The sequence below is a fragment of the Bradyrhizobium manausense genome (assembly GCF_001440035.1).
GTDB lineage: Bacteria > Pseudomonadota > Alphaproteobacteria > Rhizobiales > Xanthobacteraceae > Bradyrhizobium > Bradyrhizobium manausense.
The window spans coordinates 91,111-104,973 of record NZ_LJYG01000106.1 but is presented as its reverse complement, the minus strand read 5'-3'; the positions used below and the strand labels follow the sequence as shown (position 1 = coordinate 104,973).

At 64.6% G+C, this 13,863-nt stretch carries 11 protein-coding genes and 1 pseudogene; 1 reads left to right on the top strand and 11 read right to left on the bottom strand.

Annotation, left to right across the window (positions count from 1 at the left end; translation table 11 throughout):
• The coding region (gene ligA / locus AOQ71_RS48810; protein ID WP_245317245.1) for an NAD-dependent DNA ligase LigA at positions 1-948 on the bottom strand (948 nt) is incomplete at its 3' end.
• A gap of 120 nt (positions 949-1,068) precedes the next feature.
• Between ligA and AOQ71_RS29780 the strand changes: the two genes are divergently transcribed.
• A complete protein-coding gene (locus AOQ71_RS29780) occupies positions 1,069-1,356 on the top strand; it encodes a GIY-YIG nuclease family protein (RefSeq protein ID WP_057754455.1) in 288 nt (95 codons plus the stop codon).
• Positions 1,357-1,470: 114 nt separating this feature from the next.
• Here the strand turns inward: AOQ71_RS29780 and recN are convergent, their stop codons facing one another.
• The 10 genes and pseudogenes from recN to murC form a co-directional block, all read right to left on the bottom strand.
• On the bottom strand, positions 1,471-3,144 hold the full coding sequence (recN, locus tag AOQ71_RS29775; RefSeq protein WP_057754434.1) for a DNA repair protein RecN: 1,674 nt from the start codon (positions 3,142-3,144) through the stop codon (positions 1,471-1,473).
• 24 nt (positions 3,145-3,168) lie between these two features.
• On the bottom strand, positions 3,169-4,056 hold the full coding sequence (locus AOQ71_RS29770; RefSeq protein WP_057754431.1) for an outer membrane protein assembly factor BamD: 888 nt from the start codon (positions 4,054-4,056) through the stop codon (positions 3,169-3,171).
• A 282-nt stretch (positions 4,057-4,338) separates the two neighbouring features.
• Positions 4,339-5,301: a UDP-3-O-acyl-N-acetylglucosamine deacetylase gene (gene lpxC / locus AOQ71_RS29765; RefSeq protein WP_057754429.1), complete on the bottom strand. Its 963-nt coding sequence runs from the start codon at positions 5,299-5,301 to the stop codon at positions 4,339-4,341.
• 362 nt (positions 5,302-5,663) lie between these two features.
• A pseudogene (locus AOQ71_RS48805) lies at positions 5,664-6,409 on the bottom strand (cell division protein FtsZ); the annotation flags it as partial.
• Between the two features lies 1 nt (position 6,410).
• On the bottom strand, positions 6,411-7,451 hold a 1,041-nt coding region (ftsZ, locus tag AOQ71_RS48800), incomplete at its 3' end, for a cell division protein FtsZ (RefSeq protein ID WP_245317244.1).
• Positions 7,452-7,538: 87 nt separating this feature from the next.
• Positions 7,539-8,861, bottom strand: a complete 1,323-nt coding sequence (ftsA, locus tag AOQ71_RS29755; protein WP_057754425.1) for a cell division protein FtsA — start codon at positions 8,859-8,861, stop codon at positions 7,539-7,541.
• Entirely contained in the window at positions 8,858-9,874 is a 1,017-nt protein-coding gene (locus AOQ71_RS29750) for a cell division protein FtsQ/DivIB (protein ID WP_057754423.1), read from the bottom strand. Before AOQ71_RS29750 ends, ftsA begins: the two co-directional genes overlap by 4 nt.
• A 348-nt stretch (positions 9,875-10,222) precedes the next feature.
• Entirely contained in the window at positions 10,223-11,209 is a 987-nt protein-coding gene (locus AOQ71_RS29745) for a D-alanine--D-alanine ligase family protein (RefSeq protein WP_057754421.1), read from the bottom strand.
• Between the two features lie 96 nt (positions 11,210-11,305).
• Positions 11,306-12,226 carry a UDP-N-acetylmuramate dehydrogenase gene (gene murB / locus AOQ71_RS29740; protein ID WP_057754419.1) on the bottom strand — a complete coding sequence of 307 codons (921 nt, stop codon included), beginning with the start codon at positions 12,224-12,226 and terminating at the stop codon, positions 11,306-11,308.
• A 4-nt stretch (positions 12,227-12,230) separates the two neighbouring features.
• Entirely contained in the window at positions 12,231-13,634 is a 1,404-nt protein-coding gene (murC, locus tag AOQ71_RS29735) for a UDP-N-acetylmuramate--L-alanine ligase (protein WP_057754414.1), read from the bottom strand.
• Between the last annotated feature and the right edge of the window lie 229 nt (positions 13,635-13,863).

Here is a 13,863-nt window from a genome sequence, read left to right as displayed (position 1 = left end):
CCGCTCCTGCCAGTCGATGCGATCGACCTTGTAGACGACGCCGTCGATGTCGTAGTCGAGCTCGGCGCGCTGCTCCTCGATGCTCTGGTGGAACGCGATCAGTTCCTCGACAGAGTGACAGAGTTTTGTCAGCGGATTGGTCTTGAAGCCGCAGCGCTCGAACCAGTGGATCATGCCGGTCTGCGTCCGCTCCGGCATCGCGCTCATCTCGCCCCAGGCATAGGCGAAGAAGCCGAGGGGACGCGAGGCGGTGATGCCAGGATCCTTCTGCCGCAAGGAGCCTGCGGCCGAATTGCGCGGGTTGGCGAAGATGGTGTCGCCCGCCGCCTTCTGCCGCTCATTGAGCGCGAGGAAGGCCTTCTTGGTCATGTAGACCTCGCCGCGCACCTCGCAGATGTCAGGGATGTTGCGGCCCTTCAGCTTCTGCGGCACGTCCTCGAGCGTGCGGATATTGGCGGTGACGTCCTCGCCGACCGCGCCGTCGCCGCGCGTCGCCGCCGTGACGAGCTCGCCGCCCTCGTAGCGCAGCGACATCGACAGGCCGTCAATCTTGGGCTCGGCCGAAAAATTGATGTAGTCGTCGTCGAGCTTGAGGAAGCGCACGATGCGGCCAACGAAGTCGCGGACGTCCTCCTCGGCAAACGCGTTGTCGAGCGACAGCATCGGAACGGAATGCTGCACCTTCCTGAAGCGCCCTGACGGCGCCGCGCCGACCTTTTGCGACGGTGACTCCGCACTGACGAATTCCGGAAAGCGCTTTTCGATCGCATTGAGGCGCTGACGCAGGGCATCGTACTCGGCGTCGGTAACGGTGGGCGCGTCCTCTTGATAATAGCGCTCGTTGTGCCCCTCGATCTCGAGCGACAGCCGCATATGCTCGACCTTGGCCTGTGCCTTGGTGAGGTCGGCGACGTCACGAAGCGTTTTGGATTTTGCTGCTCTGGCCATTACACTTAAGGTTGCGTCTCGTCGTTCCGGGATGGTCCGAAGGACCAGACCCGGAACCTCGAGATTCCGGGGTCGCACTTCGTGCGCCCCGGAATGACTGTTGGGATGGGCTCGGAAATCATGGCGTACTACGTCTATATCCTAGCAAGCCGGCGGGACGGAGCAATCTATGTCGGCGTTACCAATGACCTTGTACGCCGCGTCTATGAGCATCGAATCAAGGCCGTGCCAGGCTTCACGAAGAAATACAACATCACGCAGCTCGTTTGGTTCGAGACCTATGATGATCCAATCTCCGCAATATCGCGCGAGAAAGAACTCAAGAAGTGGAAGAGAGTTTGGAAAACCCAACTTATCGAGAAGGACAATCCGAACTGGAATGATCTCTACGAATCGATCTGCAAATGAGACGTCATTCCGGGGCGGCTCGAGGAGCCGAACCTCAGGTGCGCAATTGCGCACCGGGGAATCTCGAGATTCCGGGTTCGATGCTGCGCATCGCCCCGGAATGACGGTGGGGGTCTAAGCCGTCGCCGCTTTGAGCAGCCGCTCCGCGGCGGCCCGCGCCTCGGCCGTGATCTCGGCGCCGGCGAGCATGCGGGCGATTTCCTCGCGGCGGTGGTCAGCGGCGAGCGCATTGACGCGGGTGGCGACGCGCTTGCCCTTGTCGAGGGCGTCCTTGGAGATCAGCAGGTGCTGGTCGGCGCGGGCTGCGACCTGCGGGGCGTGGGTCACGGCCATCACCTGAACCTTGCCGGCGAGCCGAGCCAGCCGCGCGCCGATCGCATCCGCGACCGCGCCGCCGACGCCGGTGTCGATCTCGTCGAACACGAGGGTCGGTGCCGAGCCACGGTCGGACAGCACGACCTTGAGCGCCAGCAGGAAGCGCGAGAGCTCGCCGCCGGAGGCGACCTTCATCATCGGCCCCGGCTTGGTGCCCGGATTGGTCTGCACCCAGAACTCGACGCGATCGAAGCCTTGCGGCCCCGGCGCGGCTTCGTCCGTCGTGACCTGGGTGATGAATTTGGCCCGTTCAAGCTTGAGCGGCGCGAGCTCGGCGTTGACCGCCTTGTTGAGCTTCTCGGCCGATTTCTGCCTGCTGGCGGAGAGCTTTTTCGCAGCGGCCGCATAGCGTGCGTCGGCCTCGATCGCGGCCTGCTCCAGCTTCTTCAGGCGCGAGGCGCCGGCATCGATCAGCACGACATCGGCGGCGTATTTGGCGGCGAGCGCGGCGAGGCCATCGACCGGCGTCGAATATTTGCGCGAGGCGGCGCGCAGGGCGAACAACCGCTCCTCGATGCGTTCAAGCTCGGCCGGGTCGAAATCGGTTGCGGCGAGCGCGGCCAGGAGATGCTGGTCGGCCTCCTCCAGTGCATTGATCGCGACGTCGATCGCCTTCACAGCAGGCTCGACCAGCGCCGGCGAATTGACGCCGCGACGCTCCAGGCGGCGCACCGCAGCCGACAGCGCCGCGACCGGCGAGTTGTGGCCGCCGACGACCTCCTGCGCCTCGCGCAGATCGGAGGCGATCTTCTCGCCCTGCATCATGGTGGTGCGACGATGAGCGAGCGAGGTCTCCTCGCCGTCCTTGGGCGCGAGCTGCTTCAGCTCGTCCGAGGCATGGCGCAGATAGTCGGCTTCGCGCGCGGCGCGCTCCATGCTGGCGCGATGCTCTTCCAGCTCGGTGTTGGCGGTCCGGCGCGCATCCCAGAGCGCTTCGACGGCAGCTACGTCCTTTTCGAGGCCGGCAAAGGCATCGAGCAGGCTGCGATGGGTGGCGGCATCGACCAGCGCCCGTTCATCATGCTGGCCGTGGATCTCGACCAGGGCGGCGCCGACCGCCTTCAGCGTCTGCACGCTGATCGCCTGGTCGTTGATGAAGGCGCGGGTGCGGCCGTCGGCGAGCTGGACCCGGCGCAAGATCATTTCGCCGGTATCTTCGAGCCCGTTCTCGGCCAGGATCTTCGTTGCGGGATGATTCTTCGGGATATCGAAGACGGCGGTCACCTGCCCATGCTCCGCGCCATGGCGCACAAGACCCGCGTCACCGCGGCCGCCGAGGGCCAACGCGAAGGCATCGAGCAGGATGGATTTGCCCGCCCCGGTCTCGCCGGTCAAAACCGCAAGTCCGGTGTCGAATTCGATATCGAGCCGTTCGATCAGGACGATGTCACGGATCGACAGACGCGCCAGCATGGAACCAGATTTCCTAGCCGAGACTTAAAGGCCAATCTTCTTGAAGGTCTGGCTGATCCAGGACCCCTGATTCTCGCTCGGCTCGAGACCGCCGGATTTTACAAGATTATAGGCGTCCTTGTACCAGCGGCTGTCAGGAAAATTGTGGCCGAGCACGGCGGCTGCCGTCTGGGCCTCGCCGACGATTCCGATCGACATATAGGCCTCGGTGAGGCGGTAGAGCGCCTCCTCGACGTGCCGGGTGGTCTGATATTGCGTCACCACCGCCTTGTAGCGGTTGATCGCAGCCGTGTAGTCGCGCTTCTGCATATAGTAGCGGCCGACCGCCATTTCCTTGCCGGCGAGCTGGTCGCGCGCGCCCTCGATCTTGGCCTTGGCGGAGGTCGCATATTCGGAGTTCGGATATTTGCGCACCACCTCTTCCAGCGAGGCGATCGCCTTCTCGGTGCGGCCCTGGTCGCGGTTGATGTCCGGTATCTGGTCGTAGTGCGAGGCGGCGATCAGATATTGCGCGTAGGCGGCGTCCGGGCTGCCCGGATGCAGGGTGATGTAGCGGGTCGCAGCGCCGATGCAGCTGTCATAATCGCCGCCCTGGTAGGAAGCATAGGCCGACATCAGCAGCGATTTGCGCGCCCAGTCGGAATAAGGATGTTGGCGGTCGACCTCCTCGAACTTCTTGTTCGCCGCCTTCATGTCCTTCTTTTCGTTCATGAGGTACAAGCCCTCATTGTAGATCTTGTCGGCAGGCTCTTCGACGAAGGTGTCGTCCTTGTTGAGGAACTTGTCCCAGAGCGCGCCGGTGCCGCAACCGGCCAGCGGCAATGCGAACAGGAAGAGAGCAGCGGCTTGAAGCAGCCCACGGGCTCGCGGTGAGACCAAGAGAAATCCGCGCGTCATACGCTGTGCCGACATGAATTTAAGACCTGACGCCCTTTGGTGCGGTGCCCGCCAGCCCATGATCCCCGTCATGGGCGCGAAATGTGTCGTGGTGCCTGCCATGCGACCACGTCGGTGTGACCGAAAAACGATCGTTAACCCATCGGATAGGCAGGCATTCCGCCCGGATTAAGGCGAAAACGCCGCAATCCTAGTCGATCATGGTTACCAGGAGTTTCCCGGAGAAATCGCCGCTTGGCTGCCTGCCGCAGGCTTTGCTGCCTGCCGCAGGGCTTGTCCGCCTGCGGCAACTGCCCTTCAGGACACGTCCGGCCCGTAGGCCGCGGCGATCCGGCCGCCGACGATACCGCTGCCGACCTCGACCACGGGACGGCTGGTGCGGCGAGCTGCCTCACCCTCGACCACCCGCCATGCGGTACGGTCGGCGAGCAGCGCGGTCAGGACGGCGTGGTTCAGCTTGTGGCCGCCACGCACCGAGCGATAGGCGCCGAGCAGCGGCAGGCCAGCCAGCGCAAGATCGCCGATCGCATCCAGCACCTTGTGGCGGGCGCATTCGTCTGCGTAGCGCAGGCCCTCGGTGTTGAGCAGCCGCTCCTCGTCAAACACGACGGTATTCTCGAAGGAAGCACCGAGCGCGTAGCCAGCGCCCCAGAGCTTGGCAACATCGCCCATCAGTCCGAAGGTCCGGGCACGGCCGACTTCGCGGCGAAAGCACTCAGGGTTCAGGTCGAAGCCATAGCTCTGCTGGCCGATGACGGGATTGCTGAAGTCGATTTCGACCTCGGCACGGAAGCCGTTGGCGTAGGGCCGGAGCTCACCGAAGGAGTCGCCCATGTTGACCGAGACAGGCTTCAAAACCTGGATGAAGCGGCGCTGGGCCGGCTGGGTCACGATGCCAGCCTGATCAATTGCTGCGATGAAGGCCGCAGCGCTGCCGTCCATGATCGGCACTTCGGGACCATCGACTTCGATGATGGCGTTGTCGACACCCATACCCCGCAGCGCAGCAAGCACATGCTCGGCCGTGGAGATCAGCGGACCAGTGCGATCACCGAGCACCGTCGCGAAATCGGTTGCCACCACCTGATCGGCGGTCGCCTGAATCTCGCGGTCACTTCCCTCAAGGCCGGTACGGACAAAAATAAGACCTGCGTCCACAGGTGCAGGTCCAAGCGTGAGGGTAACCGGAAGACCGGAATGAACGCCGACGCCGGCCACGGTGGCTTGCGCACGAAGCGTTGTTTGCCGGCTAAACTTCATCAGGAACCGCCCCACTACGACCCATTGCGACTTATACGAGATCTGATTGATCGACCGAGATCGACCGTTCGAATCTCCGTATCCCCAAGTCACGCCAAACCATAGTCACTGCCCTAAACAGCGCCAACTCACGCTTTTTTACCGATTGTTACCCCAAACCCGCCGTATTCGCGCCAAGGCTTAACCAAATTGCACCTCGCTTTGGGGTCGTTACGAGCAGCTTTACTGAAGCATCCAACAGGTAATTAATGATTTAAAATCAGTTGCTTGAAGATGAAATCCGGACCTGCACGGGGAAAAAGGAAAGGCCCCGGCAAGCTTCTCGCCGGGGCCTTTTTGCGTCTGCCTTATTGTAACAATTCTCAGGTTGCCTGCCGCCGCAGGAAGGCCGGGATATCAAGATGGTCGTCTCCCTGTGGCGCCGGCGCAACAGGTGCCGGGCGGCCATGGGCGTCGAGACCCTGCGGCGCGGGCCGGCGGGCGTACTCCGAGACCGGCTCGTTGGCGGCGATTTGCTGCGCCACCGACCGCTGCGGCTTACGCTCGGGAAGCGCCGGCATCGCGGGACCAGCAGTGCGGGCGGCGATCGGGGCCTCGGTCTCCTCGTCGCGACGGCCGAGGCCGACATTGGCGAGGCGCTGGAGCAGCGACAGGCGGGTCTTCTGGGGCGTCTCTTCTTCCACCTCGCCACGGGCCTGACGCAGCTCGGCCTGGGCCGGCATCGGCAGCTCGTCGAGGCGCGGCATCCGGGGCGCGCGAGGCGGCGCACGCTCGGCCTGCGGCGGGATGAAGGTTTCCGGCGTCATCGGCTCCTGGATGGCAAGCGGGGCCTGCTCGGGTTCCGGAAACAGCGTGGGCTTCTGCGCGATCGGACGCACGGTAACGTCGCCATAGGTCTGCGGCGCGGGCGGGACTTCGGACACGGCCGCTGCGATGGCGGCGAGCGCCGCACGCTCGACGTTGGGACGGGCGGCGGCGGGCGCGGCCGCAACCGGTGCGGCGGCCGGGATCTGCGCTTCCATCTTCTGGGCACGCTCGGCCAGGCGCTGATTGTCGGCGCGAAGGCGCGCGGTGAGATCGGCAAGACGGCTCTCGGCAACAGCGGCGGNGGGGGCCTGCTGCAGCTGCTGCGGCGCGGCGTTTGCGACCGGAGCGGAGGTCGCCTGGCTGTTGCGGGCGATCGCGGCCTGCTCGATGCCGGTGGCAACGACCGAGACGCGGATCAGGCCGTCGAGCGCTTCGTCGAAGGTGGCGCCCACGATGATGTTGGCGTCCTGGTCGACTTCCTCGCGGATGCGGGTCGCGGCTTCGTCGACCTCGAACAGGGTGAGGTCCTTGCCGCCGGTGATCGAGATCAGCAGGCCCTTGGCACCCTTCATCGAGGAATCGTCGATCAGCGGGTTGGCGATCGCAGCTTCCGCGGCGGTCAGCGCGCGCTTGTCGCCGGAGGCCTCGCCGGTGCCCATCATCGCCTTGCCCATTTCCCTCATCACCGCTCTCACGTCGGCGAAGTCGAGGTTGATCAGGCCTTCCTTGACCATCAGGTCGGTGATGCAGGCGACGCCCGAGTAGAGCACCTGGTCCGCCATCGCGAAGGCGTCGGCGAAGGTGGTCTTCTCGTTGGCAACCCGGAACAGGTTCTGGTTCGGGATGATCAGCAGCGTGTCGACCACCTTGTGCAGCTCGGCAATGCCGGCCTCGGCGGTGCGCATGCGGCGGCCGCCCTCGAAGTGGAACGGCTTGGTGACGACGCCGACGGTGAGGATGCCCATGTCACGCGCGGTCTTGGCGATGACGGGAGCTGCGCCGGTGCCGGTGCCGCCGCCCATGCCGGCGGTGACGAACACCATGTTGGCGCCCGACAGATGATCGCGCAGTTCGTCGATCACTTCTTCGGCGGCCGCAGCGCCGACGTTCGGCTGCGAACCCGCGCCCAGCCCTTGCGTTACCGCCGTGCCCATCTGCACGATGCGCTGCGCCTTCGACATCGTCAGCGCCTGCGCGTCGGTGTTGGCGACCACGAAATCGACGCCCTGAAGGCCCGCCGTGATCATGTTGTTGACGGCGTTGCCGCCGGCGCCGCCGACGCCGAACACGGTGATGCGGGGCTTCAACTCGTGAATATCAGGAACGTTGATGCTGATGGTCATGTTTGCCTCTCGATCACGCGCGCGTGGGTTCGCCCCGGCCTGCGGCCGCGGGAGTTGGTGAAATCAGACATTTGCGGAAAGCGGTCATCAAAAGCCCTCGCGTAGCCATCGTCCGACCTTTCCGAAATAGCCGCCGGTCCCTGTCTTGACCTGCTGCCGCGTATGCCGCGGTTCGACATGTTCGAGGTGAACATATTGCGGGTAGACGAGAAGTCCGGCCGGCACCGCGAACGCGGCGTTCTTCGCCTCGTTGGGCAGCCGGCCAAAACCGAGCGGACGTCCGACCCGCACGGGCCGGCCGAGAATTTGCGTTCCAAGCTCGACGAGGCCGGTCAGCTGCGAGGCGCCGCCCGAGAGCACGACACGGCCCTTGGGCTCTGCCGCGAAGGGCGAATCCTTCAGCTTGTCCCGAACCATTTCGAAGACTTCCTCGGCACGATGCTTGACGATGTTGGCGATAGTGGCGCGCGAAACGATCTGCGGCAGATCCTGGTCGTCACCGGCCGTCGGTACAGACATCAGCTCACGCGAGTCCGATCCGCCGGTGATGACGGTGCCGTATAACGTCTTGATTCGCTCGGCATCGGCAATGGTCGCCGAGAGTCCGCGCGCAAGATCCATCGTGATGTGTTGCCCGCCGACCGCAAATCCGGCCGCGTGCACGAAGCGGCCGCCGGAATAGACCGCGATCGTGGTGGTGCCCGCGCCCATCTCGATCACGGCGGCGCCGAGATCGGCCTCGTCGTCGGTCAGCACCGACAGGCCGGCCACATAGGGGCTCGCTGCCATGGCTTCGACATTGATGTGGCAGCGTTCCACCGCCAGCATCAGATTCCGCGCCACGGTGGCATCGCAGGTGACGACATTCATGTCGACGCCGAATTGATGCGCGACCATGCCGCGGGGATCGCGGATGCCCTTGACACCGTCGAGCGTGTAGCCGACCGGCAGCGCATGCAGCACGGTGCGGCCCTCGCCGGTGGCGTGGCGCATGCCGGTGGAGGTGACGCGGCTGACATCGGCCGGCGTCACCGCGCCGCCGCGGATATCGGCTGCAGCTTCGACGAGCTGGCCGGAAAGCCTGCCGCCGGAGACGGACAGCAGCACGGACTCGACCCGCACCTTGGCCATTTTCTCGGCAAGCCCGACGGCCTGGCGCACCGACTGCTCGCATTCGGCGAGATCGATCACCGCGCCGGCCTTCATGCCGCGCGACTGGATCTGGCTGTAGCCGATCAGTTCCACCGCATGGGTGCGGCCTTGCAGGGCTTCGCTCGGCGCCGACGGTTTCAGCCGCGCGATCATGCAGGCGATCTTGCTGGTGCCGATGTCGAGGCAGGCAACGAGGCCGCCGCGCTTGTGCGGCATCGGGCGCGTCTTCGGCGTCTGGGTGCGATCAAGACCGGTCATGCGGCGTCCCCGGCCTTCTTTTTCTTCTTGTCCTTGAACAGATCTTCGCGCGCCTTGGCGGCGTCGTCGGACAGCTGCACCACCAGACGGTCAGGCAGGCGCATGTCGATCGCGACGATGTCCTTCGAGAACAGGCGCTCGTCCTTGTCGAGCTTGGAAAGCGCGGCAAGCGCGTTGCCGACGTCCTGCTCCGGCAGGCGGACGTCGAGGCCGTCCTTCAGCCTCAGGTTCCAGCGCCGCTCACCGACATAGATCGCGGCCTTGGTCACCGAATTCACCTGCGGGTAGCGCGCCAGCAGCGCCAGGAAGTCGCGTGCCTGGGTGTCGGCGCCCTTGCCGACCACGAGCGGCAGCGACAGGAACCGGCGCGAGACATAGGGCTCGAGCAGCGCGCCGTCGTCGGCGATGACGGAGAGCCGGCCGGCCTCCTGCCACAGCGCGAACGGCTTGCGCTCGGTGATCTCGATCATCAGCTGGCCCGGATAGAGCTTCAGCACGGTCGCATCCGCGATCCAGGGATTGGCCTTGAGCTTGTCGCGGACGTCGTCGGCATCGAGGAACAGCAGCGAGGAACGGCCGCTGACGCCGCCGATCGCGAGGATCTCGTCCTGGCTCAGCTGCTTGCGGCCGTTGATCACGACCGAGGTGATGCGGAAGCCGGCCGAATTGGCCATGGCGTTGCGCGCATCGCTGACCGCGGTGACGAAATCCTGGAGATGGCCGCCCTTGACGATGCCGAGGCCGCAGCTGCCGATCAGCAGCAGCACGGTCATGGTGATCCCGACCCGGCGCGGCAGATAGCGCTCGACCAGCGCCACCAGGCGCGGCGGCGGCTCACGCTCGACGACGACCTTGGGCTTGGTTTTCTGCTTGAGGGCAATGCGCTTCTCGGCGCGCTTATCTTGCACCCACTCGCGCAAAAGCACGACCGCTCCGATAGCGGCCGCCTTCAGGTCAGCTTGGGGCCTCAGCGATCTCATAAACGATCGGGTGAGGCTTCCTGCTCCATCCATTGCACGAGCTCGTCAACAGTTTGCCCACGACATTGCGCGGGTCCTGGCGAACATGACGTCTCGGACGTGCCGGGCCGGGTGATGGTCTTCGGCGGAAGAAACCGCTCCCCTTCGAAGCGTTCACCGATCGGGAACAATCCGAAACGGCTCACGGGCCGGCAGCCAAAACGCCATATGCGCCGCCAGCGTTAACCTTCGGACGTCCTGGTAAACAAAAGGTAAAATTCGTTAACGCGGGATGCTTTTTGCCCAGGCAAGTGAGGCAGTTGCGCCACGATGTCCGGCATTTTACCGGCTTTGGGCACCAAACCGGGCGTTTTGGCCGGTCCGGCCGTTAACCAATCCTAATTATTTCCGCACCCGCCGCTCGGCGAGCTCGATCAGGCCGCGGAGGAAGTCGACGAATGCGATGCCCTCGGCTTTCAGCGCCTTGGGGTAGAGCGAGGACTTGGTCAGCCCGGGCAGCGTGTTGGTTTCGAGATAGACCAGCCCCTTCTCCGAGACGATGAAGTCGGAGCGGGAATAGCCGGTGCAGGACATCGCCCGATGCGCCAGCATCGCCTGCTCTTTGAGCGCGGCGGTGATTTCGGGCGTGAAGCGGCCCGGGCAGATCTCCTGGGTCGTCGACAGCAGATATTTTGCGGCGTAGTCGAAACTGCCCTCGCCCGGAATGATCTCGATCGGCGGCAGCGAGATGATCGATCCATCCAGCCGCTCCAGCACGCCGCAGGTCGCCTCGATGCCCGCGATGTACGGCTCGATCACATATTCTTCGTGCTTGGCGGCGTTGCGGACGGCGACGAGATCCTGCTTGGCGTTGACGAAGATCAGGCCATAGCTCGAGCCGTCGCGCGCCGGCTTGGCGATCAGCTTGCCGTATTCGGCGAAGGCGTCGTCGATGTTCTCGAGCGCGATGCCCACAGGCGGCGTCACGCCGCCGATCGCGGCAAAGCGCTTGGCCGCGATCTTGTCGAAGGCAAGATGCGAGGAGGCCGAGCCGGAGCCGGTGAAGGGCACGCCGCGCGTCTCGCACATCACCTGCAATTCGCCGTTCTCGGCGCTTCCGCCATGCAGGCTCAGCACGAGAACACGGTCTTCCACCCTGGCCTGGTCGAGCGCCTGCGGAAGCGGAATGCCACGCGTGCCGGGCTTGAACTCGTCCTCGAACGGACGGGCATGCTCGAGCAGCTGTTTCGACTGCACGACATGCACCTTGTCCTCGACGTCCCAGAACCAGAGATCGGCCTCAGGCAATGCCTGATGCAGCGCCTGGGCCGAGGCGACGGAGACCAGACGTTCGCGGTTGGAGCCGCCGAAGAGGATGGTGATGCGCATGTTTCCTCGCATTTCGTCATTCCGGGATGGCGCGCAAGCACCAGACCCGGAATCTCGAGATTCCGGGTTCGCGCTCCGCGCGCCCCGGAATGACCGTTAAATAGGGATTCCAATCCGCTTGATTTCCCACTGCAATTCGATTCCGGAACTTGCCTTTACCCGTTCGCGCACGGTCTCTCCGAGCGTCTCGATATCGTGCGCGGTGGCATCGCCGGTGTTGATCAGAAAATTGCAGTGCATCTCGGAGACCTGGGCACCGCCGACCCGCAGGCCGCGACAGCCGGCCGCATCCACAAGCTTCCAGGCTGAGTGGCCGGGTGGATTCTTGAAGGTCGAACCGCCGGTCTTTTCGCGGATCGGCTGCGCGCTCTCGCGGTGGCTCTGCACCTCCGCCATCCGCGCGCGGATCGCCTCTGCATCCCTGATCTCGCCGCGGAAACGCGCGGAGGTGAAGATGATGGAAGGATCGACGCCGCTATTGCGGTAGACGAATTTCATGTCGGCGTTGTGGAAGATGTACCTGGTGCCGTCGCGCCCGACGCCGCGTGCCTCGATCAGCACGTCCTTGGTCTCGCCGCCATTTGCGCCGGCATTCATCCGCAGCGCGCCGCCGATCGTGCCGGGAATGCCGAAGAAGAATTCGAGCCCACCGATATTGGCGCCGGCCGCGACCTCCGCGACGCGCTTGTCGAGCGCGGCGGCACCTGCGGTAACGGTATCGCCGCTCGCGGTGGCCTCACCAAAGGCGCGCGGCGCAAGGCGGACCACCACGCCGGCGATGCCGCCGTCGCGCACGATCAGGTTGGAGCCGACGCCGACGACGTAGACCGGAATGTCGCCGGCGAGATGCGCGAGGAAGTAAGCGAGGTCATCCTCATCCGACGGCGTGAACAGCACCTGCGCCGGACCGCCGACGCGAAACCAGGTGAGCTCGGCCAGCGACTGGTTCGCCAGCAACCGGCCGCGAAGATCCGGCATCGCGGCTTTGAGTGAGGGGGTGATGTCGGGGAAGCTCACTGCCCTACCCCAGCGCCTTCAACTGATCCGGCAAGGCATACGCCCATTGCGTGATGTTGCCGGCGCCGAGACAGACGACGAGATCACCCGACTTTGCCAGCCCCTTGACGATTTCAGGAAGCGCCGTCGCCGCCGGCAGCGGGATCACCTCGCGATGGCCGTGGGCACGCAGACCTGCGACGAAATGATCGCGGTCGATGCCATCGATCGGCGTCTCGCCCGCGGCATAGACATCGGCGACGATGACGGCGTCGGCATCGTTGAAGCAGGTGCAGAATTCCTCGAACAGCGATTGCAGGCGGGTGTAGCGATGCGGCTGCACCACGGCGATGATCTTGCCGTTGGTGGATTCCCGCGCTGCCTTGAGCACGGCTGCGATCTCGACGGGATGATGGCCGTAATCGTCGATCACGGTGACGCCGTTCCACTCGCCGGTCTTGGTGAAGCGGCGCTTGACGCCGCCGAAGCCGGCGATCGCCTTGCGGATCGCATCGTCGGAGACGCCGAGCTCGCGCGCCACCGCGATCGCGGCCGTCGCGTTGGAGGCGTTGTGGCGGCCCGGCATCGGCAGCATCAAATCAGGAATCTCGTGCACGGCGCCGGTCTTGCGATCGCGGAAGGCGACCTTGAATTTCGAGCCGCCACCCATCGGCGTCAGGTCGAGCAGTCGCACGTCGGCCTGCGGGTTATGGCCGTAAGTGATGATACGGCGATCCTCGATCTTGCCGACGAGGGTCTGCACCACGGGATGATCGATGCACATCACGGCAAAGCCGTAGAACGGCAGGTTCTCGACGAAATGGCGGAACGCGTCCTGCACCGCCTCGAACGTCTTGAAGTGGTCGAGATGTTCGGGATCGACGTTGGTGACGATTGCGACATCTGTCGGCAGCTTCAGGAACGTGCCGTCGCTTTCGTCGGCCTCAACCACCATCCAATCACCGGCGCCGAGACGTGCGTTGGAGCCGTAGGCGTTGATGATGCCGCCGTTGATTACGGTGGGATCGAGCCCGCCGGCGTCGAGCAAGGTCGCGACCATCGTGGTGGTCGTGGTCTTGCCATGCGTGCCGGCAATCGCGACGCAGCTCTTCAGCCGCATCAATTCGGCCAGCATTTCGGCGCGGCGAACCACGGGAATGCGCCGCTCGCGCGCCGCCATCAATTCCGGATTGTCGCGCTTGATCGCGGTAGAGACCACCACGACCTCGGCGCCGTCGACATTCCCGGCCTTGTGGCCGACGCAGACCTTGGCGCCCTTCTTGCGCAGGCGGTCGAGATTGTAATTGTCGGAGGCGTCCGAGCCCTGCACGGCATAGCCGAGATTGACCAGCACCTCGGCGATACCGCTCATGCCGATTCCGCCGATCCCGACGAAGTGGATGGGTCCGATCTCGCGCGGCAGTCTCATGTGGTTTCCTTGGGATCATCGTCCGCGGAAGGCGGACGATCCAGTATTCCGCGACGCCTGAGAGGCAAATCAGCTGCGTCGTGTACTGGATGCCCCGCTTTCGCGGGGCATGACAAGGGGCTTTTTGGCCATTCCGGGGCGGAACAGGCGTCAGAGTCCCGCGACTTTGATCACAAGATCGGCCAGCCGTTCGGCGGCATCGAGCCGGCCTGCCCCTTTGGCTGCGGCC

Coding starts and splice junctions, on each gene's coding strand:
- AOQ71_RS29780 (WP_057754455.1), top strand. CDS start 1,069: ATGGCGTACTACGTCTATATCCTAGCAAGCCGGCGGGACGGAGCAATC.
- AOQ71_RS29770 (WP_057754431.1), bottom strand. CDS start 4,056: ATGTCGGCACAGCGTATGACGCGCGGATTTCTCTTGGTCTCACCGCGA.
- recN (WP_057754434.1), bottom strand. CDS start 3,144: ATGCTGGCGCGTCTGTCGATCCGTGACATCGTCCTGATCGAACGGCTC.
- AOQ71_RS29745 (WP_057754421.1), bottom strand. CDS start 11,209: ATGCGCATCACCATCCTCTTCGGCGGCTCCAACCGCGAACGTCTGGTC.
- ftsA (WP_057754425.1), bottom strand. CDS start 8,861: ATGACCGGTCTTGATCGCACCCAGACGCCGAAGACGCGCCCGATGCCG.
- murC (WP_057754414.1), bottom strand. CDS start 13,634: ATGAGACTGCCGCGCGAGATCGGACCCATCCACTTCGTCGGGATCGGC.
- AOQ71_RS29750 (WP_057754423.1), bottom strand. CDS start 9,874: ATGGATGGAGCAGGAAGCCTCACCCGATCGTTTATGAGATCGCTGAGG.
- lpxC (WP_057754429.1), bottom strand. CDS start 5,301: ATGAAGTTTAGCCGGCAAACAACGCTTCGTGCGCAAGCCACCGTGGCC.